The 17099-nt window shown below is 66.2% G+C and carries 21 protein-coding genes; 14 read left to right on the top strand and 7 right to left on the bottom strand.

Annotated elements, in window-relative coordinates; genetic code table 11:
- Nucleotides 1-270: 270 nt before the first annotated feature.
- A complete protein-coding gene (locus tag ACVWZM_RS31605; RefSeq protein WP_253639046.1) occupies nucleotides 271-786 on the top strand; it encodes a mismatch-specific DNA-glycosylase in 516 nt (171 codons plus the stop codon).
- A gap of 147 nt (nucleotides 787-933) precedes the next feature.
- Here ACVWZM_RS31605 and ACVWZM_RS31600 read toward each other — a convergent pair whose 3' ends face one another.
- Nucleotides 934-1368, bottom strand: a complete 435-nt coding sequence (locus ACVWZM_RS31600; protein WP_028332611.1) for a hypothetical protein — start codon at nucleotides 1366-1368, stop codon at nucleotides 934-936.
- A 207-nt stretch (nucleotides 1369-1575) separates the two neighbouring features.
- Between ACVWZM_RS31600 and ACVWZM_RS31595 the strand changes: the two genes are divergently transcribed.
- From ACVWZM_RS31595 to ACVWZM_RS31585, 3 genes are all read left to right on the top strand, one after another.
- Nucleotides 1576-2025: a YeeE/YedE family protein gene (locus ACVWZM_RS31595; protein WP_057014944.1), complete on the top strand. Its 450-nt coding sequence runs from the start codon at nucleotides 1576-1578 to the stop codon at nucleotides 2023-2025.
- Between the two features lie 67 nt (nucleotides 2026-2092).
- Nucleotides 2093-2572, top strand: a complete 480-nt coding sequence (locus tag ACVWZM_RS31590) for a DUF6691 family protein (protein WP_456855533.1) — start codon at nucleotides 2093-2095, stop codon at nucleotides 2570-2572.
- Between the two features lie 4 nt (nucleotides 2573-2576).
- Nucleotides 2577-2972 (top strand): RidA family protein, encoded by a 396-nt coding sequence (locus ACVWZM_RS31585; protein WP_076824036.1) that lies wholly within the window; start codon nucleotides 2577-2579, stop codon nucleotides 2970-2972.
- A 169-nt stretch (nucleotides 2973-3141) separates the two neighbouring features.
- Here the strand turns inward: ACVWZM_RS31585 and ACVWZM_RS31580 are convergent, their stop codons facing one another.
- A complete protein-coding gene (locus ACVWZM_RS31580; protein WP_456855532.1) occupies nucleotides 3142-3903 on the bottom strand; it encodes an SOS response-associated peptidase in 762 nt (253 codons plus the stop codon).
- A 62-nt stretch (nucleotides 3904-3965) separates the two neighbouring features.
- Here ACVWZM_RS31580 and ACVWZM_RS31575 point away from each other — a divergent pair, with 62 nt between their 5' ends.
- From ACVWZM_RS31575 to ACVWZM_RS31555, 5 genes are all read left to right on the top strand, one after another.
- Entirely contained in the window at nucleotides 3966-4466 is a 501-nt protein-coding gene (locus ACVWZM_RS31575; RefSeq protein ID WP_057014940.1) for a hypothetical protein, read from the top strand.
- 42 nt (nucleotides 4467-4508) lie between these two features.
- Nucleotides 4509-4928, top strand: coding sequence for an NUDIX hydrolase (locus tag ACVWZM_RS31570; RefSeq protein WP_057014939.1), 420 nt, complete (start codon nucleotides 4509-4511; stop codon nucleotides 4926-4928).
- Between the two features lie 84 nt (nucleotides 4929-5012).
- Nucleotides 5013-5390 carry a TIGR02301 family protein gene (locus ACVWZM_RS31565; RefSeq protein ID WP_076824032.1) on the top strand — a complete coding sequence of 126 codons (378 nt, stop codon included), beginning with the start codon at nucleotides 5013-5015 and terminating at the stop codon, nucleotides 5388-5390.
- Nucleotides 5380-6036 carry an HAD family hydrolase gene (locus ACVWZM_RS31560; protein WP_057014937.1) on the top strand — a complete coding sequence of 219 codons (657 nt, stop codon included), beginning with the start codon at nucleotides 5380-5382 and terminating at the stop codon, nucleotides 6034-6036. Before ACVWZM_RS31565 ends, ACVWZM_RS31560 begins: the two co-directional genes overlap by 11 nt.
- 155 nt (nucleotides 6037-6191) lie before the next feature.
- Complete coding sequence (locus tag ACVWZM_RS31555) at nucleotides 6192-6458, top strand: hypothetical protein (protein ID WP_028332620.1); 267 nt, start codon at nucleotides 6192-6194, stop codon at nucleotides 6456-6458.
- A 65-nt stretch (nucleotides 6459-6523) separates the two neighbouring features.
- Here ACVWZM_RS31555 and ACVWZM_RS31550 read toward each other — a convergent pair whose 3' ends face one another.
- On the bottom strand, nucleotides 6524-7858 hold the full coding sequence (locus ACVWZM_RS31550; protein WP_092087735.1) for a dihydroorotase: 1335 nt from the start codon (nucleotides 7856-7858) through the stop codon (nucleotides 6524-6526).
- Nucleotides 7859-7985: 127 nt separating this feature from the next.
- Here ACVWZM_RS31550 and ygfZ point away from each other — a divergent pair, with 127 nt between their 5' ends.
- From ygfZ to ACVWZM_RS31525, 5 genes are all read left to right on the top strand, one after another.
- Nucleotides 7986-8864 (top strand): CAF17-like 4Fe-4S cluster assembly/insertion protein YgfZ, encoded by an 879-nt coding sequence (ygfZ, locus tag ACVWZM_RS31545; RefSeq protein ID WP_057014935.1) that lies wholly within the window; start codon nucleotides 7986-7988, stop codon nucleotides 8862-8864.
- On the top strand, nucleotides 8861-9487 hold the full coding sequence (locus tag ACVWZM_RS31540; protein ID WP_057014934.1) for a DNA-3-methyladenine glycosylase I: 627 nt from the start codon (nucleotides 8861-8863) through the stop codon (nucleotides 9485-9487). The genes ygfZ and ACVWZM_RS31540 overlap by 4 nt, the downstream gene beginning before the upstream one ends.
- Nucleotides 9484-10095, top strand: coding sequence for a YfbR-like 5'-deoxynucleotidase (locus ACVWZM_RS31535; protein WP_076824022.1), 612 nt, complete (start codon nucleotides 9484-9486; stop codon nucleotides 10093-10095). The genes ACVWZM_RS31540 and ACVWZM_RS31535 overlap by 4 nt, the downstream gene beginning before the upstream one ends.
- 119 nt (nucleotides 10096-10214) lie before the next feature.
- On the top strand, nucleotides 10215-10721 hold the full coding sequence (locus ACVWZM_RS31530; protein WP_456855531.1) for a tyrosine phosphatase family protein: 507 nt from the start codon (nucleotides 10215-10217) through the stop codon (nucleotides 10719-10721).
- A gap of 108 nt (nucleotides 10722-10829) precedes the next feature.
- Nucleotides 10830-13535 carry a DUF2339 domain-containing protein gene (locus ACVWZM_RS31525; protein WP_456855530.1) on the top strand — a complete coding sequence of 902 codons (2706 nt, stop codon included), beginning with the start codon at nucleotides 10830-10832 and terminating at the stop codon, nucleotides 13533-13535.
- Nucleotides 13536-13559: 24 nt separating this feature from the next.
- On the opposite strand, the gene ACVWZM_RS31520 is transcribed toward ACVWZM_RS31525, so the two are convergent.
- The 4 genes from ACVWZM_RS31520 to ACVWZM_RS31505 all read right to left on the bottom strand — a co-directional run bounded on the left by ACVWZM_RS31520 (nucleotide 13560) and on the right by ACVWZM_RS31505 (nucleotide 16976).
- Nucleotides 13560-13793: a DUF6894 family protein gene (locus ACVWZM_RS31520; RefSeq protein ID WP_016844381.1), complete on the bottom strand. Its 234-nt coding sequence runs from the start codon at nucleotides 13791-13793 to the stop codon at nucleotides 13560-13562.
- 139 nt (nucleotides 13794-13932) lie between these two features.
- Entirely contained in the window at nucleotides 13933-14511 is a 579-nt protein-coding gene (locus tag ACVWZM_RS31515; RefSeq protein ID WP_028332627.1) for a hypothetical protein, read from the bottom strand.
- A 186-nt stretch (nucleotides 14512-14697) separates the two neighbouring features.
- On the bottom strand, nucleotides 14698-15684 hold the full coding sequence (gene acuI, locus ACVWZM_RS31510; RefSeq protein ID WP_456855529.1) for an acrylyl-CoA reductase (NADPH): 987 nt from the start codon (nucleotides 15682-15684) through the stop codon (nucleotides 14698-14700).
- Between the two features lie 47 nt (nucleotides 15685-15731).
- Complete coding sequence (locus ACVWZM_RS31505) at nucleotides 15732-16976, bottom strand: MFS transporter (protein ID WP_456855528.1); 1245 nt, start codon at nucleotides 16974-16976, stop codon at nucleotides 15732-15734.
- Between the last annotated feature and the right edge of the window lie 123 nt (nucleotides 16977-17099).

The following is a 17099-nucleotide window of genomic DNA, read 5'->3' as shown; positions in this document are numbered from 1 at the left end:
GCCTGGTCGAACGCCGGCCACCGCCGGCTACTTTGTACTTTGCATGGGGTTGTTTTCGATATTTTGGGAACGCGCCTCCCCTGCGAGTGCTGGCAATCGCATATGGGCTCGATAGCGCCACAAACTCGTCATGCCCGGCCTTGTGCCGGCCATGACGGCGCGGAAACACCGGATTGCCCTGCCCGCAATCGGGAGAGGTGAGGCGCAGTTCGCCGCTCGATTCCAGGTGAAGTCATGTGCCAACGCGTGATTACTTTATTCAGCCCCCAGATGCCCGCGAACAATTCCCACCGCCTCCCCGACCAGCTCCGCGCCAATCTGCGCCTGGTGTTCGTCGGCACCGCAGCGAGCACGCGCTCGGCCGCCGTCGGGCATTATTACGCGCATCCCGGCAACCGGTTCTGGCGTGCGCTGCATGAGGCCGGCATCACGCCGCGGCGCTATCGGCCGGACGAGTTCGCGGCGCTGCTCGCGCTCGGCATCGGCTTCACCGATCTCTCCAAGACCGGCGCCGGGATGGATCACGAAATCAGCAGGCAGTCGTTCGACGTCGTGGGCTTCCGGACGAAGATCGAGACCTATCGGCCGAACACCGTCGCCTTCACCAGCAGGAAGGCGGCGAGCCTGTTCTACAACAGGCCGACCAACGCGCTCGTGCTCGGCCGGCAGCCATCGGTGAATGGCTTTCCCGAAGTGTTCGTGCTGCCGTCGCCATCCGGCGCGGCCTCGGGTCATTGGACCTTACAGCCGTGGCGCGAACTCGCCGAGTGGATCACGGAATCGTAGGATCGTAGGATCGGTAGAGCCAACGGGTCCGCGCAAAGCGCGGCCGGATGATAAACTCCGCAAAACCCATCATCTCTCCCGACGCACCGAAGTCGATGGGTTTCGCTTCGCTCTACCCATCCTACGAGATCGCTACGAGACCGCTCCCTACTCCTTCAACGTGATCGCAAGCCCGCTGAGGTCGACATTGGCCATCAACCCGACCTGCTTGCCGCTCAATTCGAGCACCGCGCCGTTCTGGTTGGTCAAGAGGATGCCGCGCACGCCGGCGCCGAGCGCAACGCCCATGCCCGCCGCGGCATAGACGCCGTTGATATCCTGCGGACGGCGGATATTGCGCACCCGCCCCTGCAACGTGGTCTGCGAGCCGCCGAACACGAGCCCATAGTCCAGCCCGCCGGCCGTGAGCCCATAGGTCTGGCCGTGGAAGGTCATGACGCCCTTGCCGGCGGAGCCGCCGAACACCCAGCCGCCCTTGAAGATCACGAGCGTCACCGCGCCCTCGTCAGCCAGGGCAGCGGACGTTCCGGTGAGCATCGCCAGCGCGAGCAGCGCGGCGCGGGCGACGGATGGCAACTTCATGGGGGATTCTCCGGACGAAGTGAGAGCGAATCGCGGCAATCCAGCCGACCGGCGGCATCGCTGAAATGCCGCGAAACATGCGGGATTGCGCTTGTTCCTGATGGTGCGGAGTCTATCATCGCCTCTGCAGCCGCGCGACCACTGGCGCATGCGCGCCCACCGCTTTGCCGGATCGCTGAGGAGTTTGCGCAACAGGGATCTGCATCGATGCACGATTTCACCCCACTTTCCGGCCTAGCCGGCGGCGCGCTGATCGGGCTTGCCGCGGCGCTCTTGATGCTGCTGACCGGGCGAATCGCCGGGGTCACCGGCATCGTCGGCGGCGCGCTGCGGGCCGATACCGCCGACCGCGGCGCCGACCGTAGCGCCGATCGTTCCTGGCGCATCGCGTTCATCGCGGGACTGATCGGAGCGCCCCTGATTGCGGCGCTGTTCGGCGCGCCGCTGCCGCGGCCGGCGATGAATGCGAGCCTTGTGGTGGTCGCGATCGCGGGACTGCTGGTCGGATTCGGTACAAGGATGGGCAATGGCTGCACCTCGGGCCACGGCGTCTGCGGCTTCGCGCGGCTGTCCGGCCGCTCGATCGTGGCAACATGCATCTTCATGCTGACGGCGATCGCGACGGTCGCAATCGTCAGGCACGGGATCGGAGGCTAAGCATGATCCGGAAAAGTGCGAAGCGGTTTTCCGAAAGGATCATGCTCAAACAAGGAGCGGTTTAGCGATGCCGGTGCTTGCCAGTTTTGTCTGCGGCCTGATCTTCGGCGCGGGGCTTCTGATCTCCGGCATGACCGATCCGCAGAAGGTGCTCGGCTTCCTCGATCTGTTCGGCGCGTGGGACGCGACGCTCGCCTTCGTGATGGCGGGCGCGGTTGCGGTCGCAGCAACCGGCTTTGCGATCGCCCGGCGGCGCACGGCCCCCGCCTTCTCGGCGCGCTTCCTCTGGCCCGACCGGACCGACATCGATGCGCCGCTGGTTGCCGGCGCGGTGCTGTTCGGCATCGGCTGGGGCCTCGTCGGCATCTGCCCCGGGCCGGCACTGGTCAATATCGCCGGCCTCTCGCTACCGATCGTGGTCTTCGTTCTCGCGATGCTCGCAGGCATGATCGGCCAGAATCTCTTCGGCAGGAATCTTTGGCGCCGGCGTGCACCGGCGCCGCGCGCCATCGAAACTTCTCCCCTTCCATCTCACGCAGACGGGTGACCCAATGACTGAAAAGACCACAATCAAGCACTTCCCTCCTCCGCCCGGCGTCCAGGCGCCGCCACTCTCGTTCGGCGCCCGCGTCGGCGATTTGTTGTTCATCTCCGGCATTCCCGGCTTTGACGCCAATCGCGAGCTGCCCGACGGCTTCGAGGCGCAGTTCGCCAATGTCGTGACCAATATCAAGCGCGTGCTGAGCGAGGCGGGCGCGACGATGCGCGATCTCGTCAAGGTCAACGTGCTGCTGACGCGCGCGAGCGACGTCGCGACGATGAACGCGCTGTATGCTGGCGCGTTCGGCCCCGCCCCCTACCCCGCGCGCACCACCTGCGTGGTGGTGGCGCTGCCCAATCCAAAGATGCTGATCGAGATCGAAGGCGTGGCACACGTGAAGGGGTGATCTCTGGCTCTGTCATGCCGGAGCGCGCCACTTGGCGCGAGCCCTCAGGTGCGCAATTGCGCACCGGTTGAATCGAGGTCCATCTTCATCGTCGTCCTGGCGAAGGCCAGGACGACGATGTGGAGAGCTGACGCAAATCCGCGCTGCATCACGCCGGTTCAGTGAGCCCTCAAAACAGCGACCCCTGCCCGTCATCCTCCCGCACCGGCGCCTTGCGCGGCGCGGCCTTCTTCGGCTGCGGCGCGTCCTCCGCGGCGATTTCATCCGCGGTCATCGGCAGCAGCAATTGCGCATCGTCATTGGCGACCGCGTTGACGCGCATCGTGACCTGGTGCCAGGCGAACTCGCCGACCTCGGGGCCCTTCAGCATCGGCATCACGTCGTCGACATCGTTCGGCAGGCAGTCGAGCCAGCGCGCGAATTGCTCGGGCCTGATCGTGACCGGCACGCGGTGATGCAATTGCGCGAGGTCGGGACTGGCCGGCGCAGTGACGATCGCGACCGTATCCTGCTCCTCGCCGTTCGGCCCCATCCAGGTCTCGGCAAGCGCGGCGAAGGCGAGCGGATGGTCGTCGCGGCGATGGATGAAGAACGGCCGCTTGCGGCCGCCGGCATCCTGCCATTCGTAATAGCCGTCGGCGGGGATCAGCGCCCGGCGCCGCTTGATCGCGTTCTTGAAGGCCGGCTTCTCACGCACCGTCTCGGAGCGCGCGTTGATCAGGAGCGAGAAGGTCCTGGGGTCCTTGACCCACGACGGGATCAGGCCCCAGCGCATCAATTGAAAATGCCGGCCGCCATTCTGCAGCAGCACCACCGGGATCGGCTGGGTCGGCGCAACATTATACCGTGGCGGAAAATTCGGCTGCTCGATATAGCCGAACATCTCGCGCAAGGCCGCCGGCGGCGAGGTTATGACAAAGCGTCCGCACATTTGCCGTCCAGAGTGGTATCCGTTTATTCTGCCTTAACTTGGACCGTTAAAGACTGCGATCAATGACCTCAACGGCCGCCATAGCGGACTCTTCCCCGCGACCGACGTACCCCGATGAGGCGCGGGCGGCGCTGTTGCGCGCCGCCAACATCAATCCCCGCACCGGGCTTGCCACCGACTACCTCAATCACTTCAACGAAGCCATCATGCTGCTGGAGATGGTCCCAGACCTGCCGGAATGCGCCAGCGATTTCCTCGAATGGCAGCCGCTGTCCTATGCCGAGCATTTCACCGCGTCGAATTTCCGGGCACGCGATCTCGCGATCGAGGCCTATGAGACCGCGGACGCCGCAATCCGGGCCGAATTCGACCAGCTCACCGACAGCATGACGAAGATCCTGACCGAGGTCGGGGCGGCGATGCGGCAATTGCAGCAGGACAAGAGCCGGGTCGCGCTCGCCGAGCAGGCGATCGTCTGGGTCAAGCCGCTGGTGATGCAGACCGCCGGCATCATCAACGGCGCCGCAGAGGCCGATGTCGACAGCATCATGGCGGGCGCCTGAGATATCGGGCATGATGGTCTTCACAACCGGCTGCCAATCACCTTGACCTCTCCCGAACCTCCGATCCGCCCGCAGCTCGCCGTGTCAGGCGTGATTTTCCGCGACGACAAGGTGCTGCTGGTGCGCCGCGCCCGCTCGCCCGGTAAGGGCTTCTATTCGCTGCCCGGCGGCCGGGTCGAGTTCGGCGAATCGCTGCATACCGCCCTGCACCGGGAGATCGACGAGGAGACCGGCCTCAAGGTCGAGATCGTCGGCCTCGCCGGCTGGCGCGAGGTGCTGCCGACCGGCCCCGGCACCGGACACTATCTGATCATGACCTTCGCGGCGCGCTGGGCGTCCCGCGAGCCTCACCTGAACGACGAGCACGACGATTTCAAATGGCTGGCGCCGGAGGAGATCGGCGACCTCAAGGTCACCGGCGGCCTGCATGAGGTGATTGCGGCCGCCCGGCGGCTGGTTTGAGGCCCGTTTTAGCGGCTTTGGGGGGCTCGGCCGCCTTGCCTCGGGCGCATTGAGGGGGCATACCACGGCCATTCCGGAACCCCGATGATCAAAGCCTTTCTCGCCGTTGTGATCCTGTTGTCGGCATGCCTTGCGACGCCCGCCCGGGCGCAGGACGCGGCTGCGCCGTTCGACGGCGATTTGCAGCGGCTGGCCGAGATCCTCGGCGCCCTGCACTATCTGCGCGGCATCTGCGGCTCCAACGAGGGCGCCAAATGGCGCAACGAAATGCAGGCGCTGATCGATGCCGAGACCCCCTCCGGCGACCGCCGCGCCCGCATGATCGCGGGCTTCAACCGCGGCTATAACGGCTTCCAGCAGACCTACCGGACCTGCACGCCCGCGGCCACGGTAGCGATCCGCCGCTACATCGAGGAGGGCTCGAAAATCTCCCGCGACCTGACGGCCCGCTATGCCAACTGAACGGGCGATCTTCTTCGACCTCGACGGCACCCTGACCGACCCGAAGCCCGGCATCACCGGCTCGATCCAGTACGCGCTGGAAAAGCTCGGCCGGCCGGTTCCCTCGCAGGATGAACTGACCTGGTGCATCGGGCCGCCGCTCAGGGCGAGCTTTGCGATGCTGCTCGGCGGCGAGGAGCTCGCGGACCGCGCGGTCGCGCTCTACCGCGAAAGATTCGGCGATGTCGGGCTGTTCGAGAACGCGGTCTATCCCGACATCGCGGAGGTTCTGGCCGAGCTGCGCCGGGCACCGGGCCGGATGTTCGTCGCGACCTCGAAGCCGCATGTGTTCGCGACGCGGATCATCGCGCATTTCGGCCTCGGCGGCTATTTCGACCACGTTTTCGGCTCGGAGTTCGACGGAACCCGGGTCAACAAGGTCGACCTGCTCACCTATGCGCTGGCGCAGACCGGGGCCGATCCGGCCAAATCCCTGATGATCGGCGATCGCAGCCACGACGTGATCGGGGCGAATCGAAACGGCATCCGGGCGGTCGGCGTCACCTATGGCTACGGCACGCCCGAGGAGCTGACCGAGGCCGGCGCCAGCCATCTGTGCGCCACGCCGCGCGCGGTGCTGGACCATATCCACAGCTCATTCGGCTGATCGCGGCCCGGATATCCGGAATTCCCCTTTAAATGCCGGGGCCGCCGTTAACCTTTTCGAAAGATGTGGGCTAGGCGGTACCTGCATGCGTGATACATCTCGCGCGTCGCAGTGGTTCGCTCCTCGGACCGCGCGCTGTCAATTTGCAGAGTTTCATGCGCCATCCAGCGTCCTTCCCCCATCACCAAGACCCGCGACCCGACCACGAGCAGAAGCAGGCCGCGCTGGGCTACCTGAACGAGGCTTGGGCTGAAGCGCGTCACGACGGCGTCGATGGCGACTGCCTCGCGCAGGCGAGCCTGTTTGCGGCGCTCGCCGAGCTCGTCGGCACCTATGGCGAGGACGCGGTGGCGAAATTTGCCGAGGGCCTCGCCGCGCGCGTGCGCAACGGCGAGTTCTCGCTGGCATTGGCCCGACAGTAAAACGATAGCGTTTTCGAGCGAAGTGGGCCGCCGGTTCGCGTCAAGAAAACGCGTCAAACGCGAACCTACGGCTTCAGCGTCTCGAGGAACCGAACCGGCTCGCCGGTCGATGGCGTCGTGACTTCGCCCTGCCACATCACCCGCCGGCCGCGCACGAAGGTGCCGACCGGCCAGCCCTGCACCCGCACGCCGTCATAAGGCGTCCAGGCGGCGCGCGAGGCGATCCATTTGTTGGTGATGGTCTCGCTGCGCTTCAGGTCGACGATTGTGAAGTCGGCATCGTAACCGGCCGCGATGCGGCCCTTGCAGGCGATGTTGAACAGGCGCGCAGGCCCCGCGCTGGTGAGATCGACGAAGCGAGCCAGCGACAGCCGCCCGGCATTGACGTGATCGAGCATCAGCGGCACCAGCGTCTGCACGCCGGTCATGCCCGACGGCGAGGCCGGATAGGTCTTGGCCTTCTCCTCCAGCGTATGCGGCGCGTGATCCGAGCCGAGCACGTCGATGATGCCCTGCTCGATACCGTACCAGATGCCGGCGCGGTGATCGGCCGAGCGCACCGGCGGGTTCATCTGGGCCAGTGTGCCGAGCCGCTCGTAGCACTCCGGCGCGGCCATGGTGAGGTGGTGCGGCGTCGCCTCGCAGGAGGCGACATCCTTGTGGTCGCGCAGGTATAGAATCTCTTCCTTGGTCGAGATGTGCAGCACGTGGATGCGCTTGCCGGTCTCGCGCGCCAGATTGACCAGGCGCTCGGTCGCCATCAGCGCGGCGGTCTCGTCGCGCCACACCGGATGCGAGCGAGCATCGCCCTCGATCCGCAGCGGCTTGCGCTCGTTGAGGCGATACTCGTCCTCGGCGTGGAACGCGGCGCGGCGCCGGATCACCTGGAAGATCCGCCGCAGGCTCTCGTCGTCCTCGACCAGCAGCGCGCCGGTGGAGGAGCCGATGAACACCTTGACGCCGGCGCAGCCCGGGGCGCGCTCGAGCTCCGGCAGATCCTGCACGTTCTCGCGGGTGCCGCCGATGAAGAACGCGAAATCGCAATGCATGCGATGGCGGCCGCGCTTGATCTTGTCGGTGAAGGCCGCTTCGGTGACCGTCAGCGGATTGGTGTTCGGCATCTCGAACACGGCGGTGACCCCGCCCATCACCGCGCTGCGCGAGCCGGTCTCGAGGTCTTCCTTCTGGGTCAACCCGGGCTCGCGGAAATGCACCTGGGTGTCCATCACGCCGGGCAGGATGTGCAGGCCCTTGCAGTCGATCACCTCGCCGGCCGAGGCCTGACTGAGCGAGCCGATCGCGGCGATGCGGCCGCCCGCGATACCGATATCGCGCACGCCCTCGCCGTCCTGATTGACCACGGTGCCGGATTTTAGAATGGTGTCAAAATGCTGATTCATCGGTCCTCGACGCCCGCTTTCGGCTGTCGCGCGGGCCTTGTTCGGCGCACTCTAGCGCCTTAGCTTGGCAGGGGATATCGCGGCCTGCGCGTTTCCCAAGGAACTTGGAAAAGAGCCAATTTTGCGAATGAAAGCAGCGTTTCTTCCAGATCGGGGCGTGGTCAAGGTCTCTGGCGAGGACGCCCGCAACTTCCTCAACGGCCTCATCACCGCCGACATCGCCGAGTTGCGCGCGGGACAGGCCCGGTTTGGCGCGCTGCTGACGCCGCAAGGCAAGATCATCGTCGATTTCCTGATCACCGAGATACCCTCAGGTCATGGCGGCGGCTTCCTGATCGACGCGCCGCGCGCGCTCGCCAAGGGTCTTGCCGACAAGCTCGGCTTCTACAAGCTGCGCGCCAAGGTCGTGGTCGAGAACCTGTCCGATAGCCTCGGTGTGCTGGCAGCTTGGGATGGCGAGCCGGCGGCGACGCCGGATCTCGCGTTCGCCGATCCGCGCAACCCAGCGCTCGGCTGGCGCATCCTGATTCCGGAAGATTTGAAGCAGAAGCTCGCTGAGCTGATCGGTGCCGATCTCGTCGACTCAAACGCCTACGAGGCGCATCGGATCGCCACCGGCGTGCCGCGCGGCGGGCTCGACTTCATGTATGGCGACGCCTTCCCGCACGAGACCAATATGGATCGCCTCAACGGCGTCGATTTCGACAAGGGCTGTTATGTCGGCCAGGAGGTGGTGTCGCGCATGCAGCACCGCGGCACGGCGCGCACCCGCACGGTGAAGATCGTCCTCGACGGCCCCGCGCCCGAAGCCGGCGCTACCATCCTGGCCGGCGACAAGCAGGTCGGCACCATCGGCTCGACCGCCGGCGAGAAGGGTCTCGCGCTGGTCCGCATCGACCGCGTCGCCGATGCGCTCGACGCCGGCCTGGCGCTGACCGCGGGCGGGCTGTCGCTTCACCTCGCCGAACCCGACGCCGTCCGCATCACACCCAAGCAGACCGCATGAGCCGTACCGCGCAACTGCACCCCGACGGCAAGACGCGTTGCCCCTGGCCGGGCGAGGATGCGTTCTACGTCGCCTATCACGACAATGAATGGGGCGTGCCGGAATATGACGACCGCGCGCTCTACGAAAAGCTGATCCTCGACGGCTTCCAGGCCGGTCTGTCCTGGATCACGATCCTGCGCAAGCGCGAGAACTTCCGCAAAGCCTTCGACGATTTCCAGCCCGAGAAGATCGCGCGCTACAACGCCAAGAAGGTGCACGCGCTGATGAACGACGCCGGCATCGTGCGCAATCGCGCCAAGATCGAAGGCGCGGTGGCGAGTGCGAAGGGCTATCTGGAGATCATGGAGAAAGGCCCCGGCTTCTCGAATTTCCTGTGGGACTTCGTCGACGGCAAGCCGAAGGTCAATCAATTCAAGACCACCGCGAGCGTGCCGGCCTCGACGCCGGTCTCGATCAAGGTCTCGAAGGAGCTCGGCGCGCGCGGCTTCAAGTTCGTCGGTCCCACCATCGTCTACGCCTTCATGCAGGCGACCGGCATGGTCAACGATCACCTCGTGACCTGCTTCTGCCACGAGAGCTGCAGCGGCAAGCTCCGCACACCGCGACTCAAGAAGAAATGACGGCGCGCAAATCGACGGAGACAACCCGCGCCTGGCAGCGGATGTTGTCGGGACGCCGGCTGGACCTGCTCGACCCGTCGCCGCTCGATATCGAAATCGTCGACATCGCGCATGGACTGGCGCGGGTCGCGCGCTGGAACGGCCAGACCAGCGGGGCGCACATCTTCTCGGTGGCTCAGCACACGCTGCTGGTCGAAGCCGTGATGCGCCAGCAGATGCCGCGCGTCGACATCCGCCATCGTCTCGCCGCGCTGCTGCACGACGCACCGGAATATGTCATCGGCGACATGATCTCACCGTTCAAGGCGGTGCTGTCAGGCGAATACAAGGCGGTGGAGAAGCGGCTGCTCGGCGCGATCCATATCCGCTTCGGCCTGCCCGCCGTGCTGGCGGACGAGATCACCCAGCAGATCAAGGCCGCCGATCGCGGCGCCGCGTATCTCGAGGCGACGCATCTGGCGGGATTTTCGCGAGCCGAGGCCAAGCGGCTGTTCGGCCGCGATCCGGAACTGCCCGAAGCGACCGAGCGCGACTATCTGACGCCATGGACCGCCGCGCGGGCCGAAAAGCAGTTCCTCGAGCGCTTCGAGGCATTGCACGCCTCGTAGGGCGGCAGCGAAAACGTGCCGCCGGTTGCGCCGCAAAACGACGAATCGGCATGGCACCCCCGCCTTTGCCCGTTCGGGAGCAGCCGTTATAATCCGGCACCCCCGATAGAAGGACTATCATGCTTCACGTCTGCTCGCTTGCCGCACTCTCCGACACGGTTCGCGCCACCGGCGCCAGCCATGTGCTGACCGTGATGGCCAATGTCGACCAGGTGCAGCGGCCGCCTTCCGTGCTGCCGGCCAACCACCTGAAAGTGTCGATGGACGACATCATCGAACAGATGGACGGCTTCGTTGCGCCCAACGAGTCGCATATCGAGAAGGTGCTGAGCTTCGTGCGCGGCTGGGATCGCCAAGCACCGATGGTGGTGCATTGCTACGCCGGCATCAGCCGTTCGACCGCGAGCGCATTCGTCACGGTCTGCGCCCTCAACCCGCACCGCGACGAAATGTCCATCGCCCGGATGATCCGCGAGGCCTCGCCGATCGCGGCTCCCAACCGGCTGATCGTCAGCCTCGCCGACAAGGCGCTGGGGCGCGAGGGCCGGATGCTGCGCGCACTCGACGCGATGGGTCCCGGCAGCATGAGCGTCGAAGGCCGGCCTTTCCACATCGATCTGGACTAAGCGTGGCCGGTCACCCCGATCGCTTGAACTTCCGGTCCTCCTCACTGCACTACTAGGTTGCGACGGGCCGCTGGCTGGCCAAGTCCGGCGCGTCCCGCCGGAGGCCCAATGTTCGATTCGCCGTTCGACTTCCTGACGCTCGTCCTCGCCATCGTCGCGATCATTTTCGCGCGCAAGGCGCTGGGCCGGATCGACCTGCTGCAGCGCCGCCTGGATGCGATCGAGGCCGCGGGTGGCGCCGCCATGCAGACAGCCGTGCCGCCGCCGCTGGCCCCGCTGCAGGAGTTCGAGCAGACGCCGCCGACGGCGTCTTCCGTCGCGCCGCCACCGCTCCCGGAGGCGGCTCCCGGCGAACCGGCCGCGCAGATCGAGCCAGCCGCGGACGGGCCAGGTGCCGTACCGCCGCCCCTGCCGGAGCCGACAGCCCCGCCGCAGCCTGCACCCGGCTTCGAGGAGACGCTCGGCACGCGCTGGGTGGTGTGGATCGGCGGCCTGACGCTCGCGCTCGGCGGCTTCTTCATGGTGCGCTATTCGATCGAAGCCGGCTTGCTCGGCCCCGGCGTCCGCACGATGCTCGGCGGATTGTTTGCGCTGGCGCTGCTCGGCGCCGGTGAATGGACCAGGCGCCAGGAAAGCATCTCCAACATCGCGGCGCTGCCGATCGCCAACATCCCGGCGATCCTCACCGCCGCCGGCACCGCGGTGGCATTCGCTACCGTCTACGCCGCCTACGCGCTGTATGACTTCCTCGCCCCGGCGAGCGCCTTCATCCTGCTCGGTATGGTCGCGCTCGGCACGCTGGCGGCCGCGCTGCTGCACGGACCCGCGCTGGCCGGGCTCGGCATCGTCGGCGCCTTCGTCACGCCGCTCCTGGTGTCGTCAGACAAGCCCGACTTCTGGTCGCTCTACGTCTACCTCGCCATCGTCACGGCGGCGGCGTTCGGCCTCGCCCGGATCCGGCTGTGGCGCTGGCTCGCGGTCACGACGATCGCCTTCGCGCTGCTGTGGACCTTCCCTTGCCTGCAATGCGGGCCCGAGATGATCGCGCCGCACGTCTTCCATGTCATCGCGGGCTTCGTGCTGGCGGCGCTGCTCGTGGTCTGCGGCTTCATGTTCGGTCCCGACGGCGACGGCGAGGAGATCGAGCCGATTTCATCTAGCTCGCTCGCCGCCTATCTGTTTGGCGCGATGCTGATCGTGCTCAACAGCGCCCACGCCGACACCGCGATGATCGGCTTTGCGCTGCTGACAGCCGCGAGCCTGCTTGTCGCCTGGCGCGCGCCTGCTGCTACCCGTGCGATCGGCGCCGCGTCGATCTTCGTGTTCATTGTGTTCGGCGAATGGGCCGTCCGCCGCAACGTCGACATGCTGGTGCTGCCGGGCGGCGCGATCCCCGGCATCGGCCGGTCCGTGACCGATGGCTCGGTCTCGCTGCATCTCGTCACCGCCGCGCTGTTCGCGGCCGCCTTCGGCATCGCCGGCTTCCTCGCGCAATTCCGTTTTGCCACCACGAAGGTCACGGTGACCTGGGCCGCGGCGGCGGTGTTCACGCCGGTCGCGCTGCTGGTCGCGCTCTATGCACGCATCGCGCATCTCGACCGCTCGATCCCGTTCGCGGTCCTCGCCGTGCTGCTGGCGGCGGCCTACGCAGCCGCGACCGAGGCGCTGACCCGACGCGACGAGCGGCCGGAGCTGTCGCCTTCGATTGCGTTGTCCGCCACCGGCGCCCTCGCCTCGCTGGCGCTGGCGCTGACCTTCGCGCTCGACAAGGGCTGGCTCACCATCGCGCTCGCGCTGGTGTCGATGGGCACGGCGTGGCTGTCGGTGCAGCGGCCGATTCCGTTCCTGCGCTGGTTTGCCGCGATCCTGGCCGGCGTCGTCGTGCTGCGCATCGGCTATGAGCCGCGGATCGCGGGCGACGCCGTCGGCACCACGCCGATCTTCAACTGGCTGCTGTGGGGCTATGGCGTGCCGGCGCTGTCATTCTGGGCGGCAAGCCATTTCCTGCGTCGCAACGGCGACGACGTCCCGCTGCGCATCGTCGAATCCGCCGCGATCCTGTTCACGGTGCTGCTTGCCTTCATGGAGATCCGCCACGCGGTCAACAGCGGCGATGTCTATTATGCCAGCGCCGGGCTGACCGAGGTCGCGCTGCAGGTCGGCGCGACGCTTGCGATGGCGATCGGACTGGAGCGGCTGCGCCTGCGCAGCGGCAGCATCGTGCACAATATCGGCGCGATCCTGCTGACCGCGTTCGCCGGGCTCGCCAGCCTGTTCGGGCTGCTGGCGCTGGAGAATCCGATGTTGTGGCCGCAAAGCGTCGGCGGCAGCTTCGTCAACCTGCTGCTGCTCGGCTACGCGCTGCCGGCGGTGCTGGCGCTGCTGCTGTCCTATGCGGTGGCGGGCCATCGTCCTGCCGGCTATGCCAACACGATCGCCGCCGGCGCGCTGGTCCTTGCGCTCGCTTACGTCACGTTCGAGATCCGCAGGCTCTACCACGGACCCGTGCTGACGCGCGGCGAGACCACGGGCGCGGAGCAATACACCTATTCGATCGCCTGGCTGATGTTCGGCGTCGCGCTGCTCGGCATCGGCATCGTCGTCAACTCGCAGCGGGCGCGGCTCGCGTCTGCTGCGGTGATCGGGCTGACGATCCTGAAGGCGTTCCTGATCGACATGTCGACGCTCACGGGTGTCTACCGGGCGCTGTCGTTCATGTGCCTCGGCATCGTGCTGGTCGCGATCGGCTGGCTGTATCAGCGGATCCTGTTTCGCAGGCGAACCGCTCAGCCGCTCGCGCAGGCTGAGGGTTAGGACTTGCCGTCCTGAAAGACAGCTTCAGTCGACGGACTCGGCGACCAGTCGAATCCTGAACACGGGTTTTCTGCCCTCGTCGAGCAGCTCCATGTGCCATTCGCTGTTCTGCTTCAGATTGCGCGAAATGCTGCCGAGGAAATTTCCGCAGACCTTGGTCATCTCGGCCCAGGCCACGTCGCGGCTTTCAAACTCCGTCGCGTGGTCGGATGCACCAGCGTAATCGCCATCACTAATTCGAAAAAAATATTGCGCCATATGACTACTCAAAATCAGAGTCCCCAATGTCCCGCCTCACGGCGAACGCCAGGTATTGAGTAGCGAGCAAGGCGTGGCGACCGCCATCCGTATGACTACGGCTTGGCGGCGCTATTCCCGCTAGCGCGCAGATGAAAGGTTAGTCGGTGGAGCGGCGCAATTCCGGCGCGCTCTCGACCTTGGCGGGCTCGGCCTTGACCGGCTCGAGCTTCGCGCTTCCGACCTGCGGCGTCTCAACGCGCGACACTTCGGTCTGCGAGGCGTCCGCGGATCGGGTGCGCGGATGCAGCGAGCGCGGACGCGCCGCCGCGCGCGCCATCAGCATCTGCTGGCCGCCCTGGTGATGGAAATCGCAATAGGCAAAGCCCATGCCGGAGACCGAGCCGCGGAACGAGCGGTCGTCCTGCTTGTCGAGATTAAAGCACGGTTCGAACGGAATGCCCTTCAGCGACGCGCAAACGCTCTGACCGCGGATCTGCAGCGTGTTGCCGGGCAGGCGCAGGTGACGGATCGGCCCCGAGCCGGAGAACTGGACCGAGCCTGCCGCACCCAGATCGTCGAGGATGCGACCGGCGCCGCGGGTGCCATCGAAACAGGTGAACGCGAACACCTTGCCGGCGACGAACCTGCGGGCCTCATCGGCGTTCATCATGCCCGCGAATGCCGGCACGACCATTGCTCCGGCCGTGACGGCCCCCAACACCAAACGCGCAAGCATGAGCTACTCCACTTACGAGCGCGGGCACTCGCTCCTTGTTGCGCATGACCCCCGCACCAACGCTTTTCGACGTCTGCGCGAGGAAACCCGGCCCCCCGGGATCATGCTGCAAGTCTCTTTACCCGCTGCTTACCATACCAACAGTGGCAACATTGGAGCAGCTTGGTTGGTAAAGTCTGAACGTCCTCAGACTATTTTTACCACGATGCGACCGCGGACCTGGCCACCGAGGATTTTCGCGCCAAAGCCCATGACTTCGTCCAGGGCGATTTCGTGAGTGATATCAGCCAGTTTTGCCTTATCCAGATCGCTGGCAAGGCGGCGCCAGGCGGTCCTCCGCAGCTCGATCGGACACATCACCGAATCGATACCGAGAAGGCACACGCCCCGCAAAATGAAGGGCGCGACCGACGACGGCAGATCCATACCGGCCGCCAGACCGCAGGCCGCGATGGCTCCGCCATACTTCGTCATCGACAGCAGGTTGGCGAGCGTGGTCGACCCGACGCTGTCGACGCCGCCGGCCCAGCACTCCTTCGCCAGCGCCTTGGGCGCACCTGACAGTTCGGCGCGGTCGATCACCTCGGTGGCGCCGAGACCCTTGAGATAGTCGGTCTCCGACATCCGCCCGGTCGACGCGATGGCGTGGTAGCCAAGCTTCGAGAGCACGGCGACCGCCACCGAGCCGACGCCGCCGGCGGCACCCGTGACCACCACAGGGCCGCTCTTCGGGGTGAGACCGTGTTTCTCCAGCGCCAGCACCGAGAGCATCGCCGTATAGCCGGCGGTACCGACCGCCATCGCATCGCGGGCCGAGATGCCGTCGGGCAGCCGCACCAGCCAGTCGCCCTTGACCCGGGCCTTTTCGGCATAGGCGCCGAGATGGGTCTCGCCCATGCCCCAGCCGTTGCAGACGACCTTGTCGCCCGCCTTCCAGTCCGGATGGCTGGATTGCTCGACCGTGCCGGCGAAATCGATGCCGGCGATCATCGGGAACCGGCGCACCACCGGTGCCTTGCCAGTCAGTGCGAGGCCGTCCTTGTAGTTCAGTGTCGACCACTCGACGCGGACGGTGACGTCGCCGTCCATCAGCTCGGCTTCGTCGAATTGGGTGAGTGCGGCGGTGGTACCCTTGTCCGCCTTGTCGATCCTGATTGCCTTGAACGTTGCCACGATGTGCACTCCCCGTAATCTTGGTTTCGGGGAAATGGTTTACCCCATCAGGCAGGCTGCGCAACCGGGCGGGCGACGGGCTTTTCGACGATCGGCAGGTTGATCAGCGCGGACAGCACGCCAAACAGCACCGACAGCCACCAGATCGGAGTGTAGGAACCGTACTGCTCGAACACGATGCCGCCGAGCCAGACGCCGAGGAAGCCGCCGACCTGATGGCTGACGAAGGCGAAGCCGTACAGCGTCGCAAACCAGCGCGTGCCGAACATCAGCGCCACCAGCGCCGAGGTCGGCGGCACCGTGGAGAGCCAGGTCAGGCCGGAGATCGCGCCGAACGCAATCGCCGAGAAGGCCGTGATCGGGAACGAGATGAAGGCGACGATCGACAGCGCGCGGGTGAAGTAGATCACCGACAGGATGTAGCGCTTCGGGAAGACGTTCTGCAGCCAGCCGACGCTGAGCGAGCCCACGATGTTGAACAGGCCGATCGCCGCGATCACCCAGCCGCCGGTCGATGCCGGAATGCCGCGGTCAGCGAGATAGGCCGGCAGATGCACGGTGATGAAGGCGAGCTGGAAGCCGCAGGTGAAGAAGCCGAGCACCAGCAGCACGTAGGAGCGATGGCCGAACGCCTCCGCCAGCGCGGTCTTGAACGACTGCTGATCGGCCGGCGCGGCGTCATTCGTCTCCGCCGGCGGTGTCGAGAGTGCCAGCGACAGCGGCAGGATCAGCAGCATCAGCGCGCCGAATACGAGGAGCGCGGTCTGCCAGCCGAAATTGTCGATCATCGCGACGCCGAACGGAGCGAACAGGAATTGGCCGAACGAGCCCGCGGCGGTGCCGGCGCCGAGCGCGATGCCGCGCTGCGCGGGCGGCAGCAGCTTGCTGAACGCCGACAGCACCAGGTTGAACGATGAGCCCGACAGGCCGAAGCCGATCAAGACGCCGGCGCCAAGGTTGAGCGAGAGCGGCATCGCCGAGTAACGCATCAGGAGCAGGCCCGCGGCGTAAAGCAGTGCGCCGACGACCATCACACGCAGCAGCCCGAAGCGGTCGGCAATCGCGCCGGCGATCGGCTGGCCGAGCCCCCACAACAGGTTCTGCAGCGCCAGCGCGAGGCCGAACACGTCGCGGCCCCAGGTGAATTCATGGCTCATCGGCTGCACGAAGAAGCCGAGGCTGGAGCGCGGCCCGAAGCTCAGCAGCGCAATCGCGCAGCCACAGACGATGATGACAAGTGGCGTGCGCCACGTGCCCGACGTCGGTCGAAGATCCCCGGTGGTAACGGCCATCTTGTCTTCCCCCGCAACTGCTGCGCGGGGAGCCGCCCCGCCGAACGTTACGGGGAGTTAATGCAGGTGCATGAAAACCCCAAGAGGGGCCGGAGAAAAATATTCGCCTGCAGGGCTGCTCTG

Source organism: Bradyrhizobium sp. USDA 4501 (genome assembly GCF_054062115.1).
Note: the sequence above shows the minus strand (reverse complement) of the source record. Positions and strands in the feature narration are given on the sequence as shown.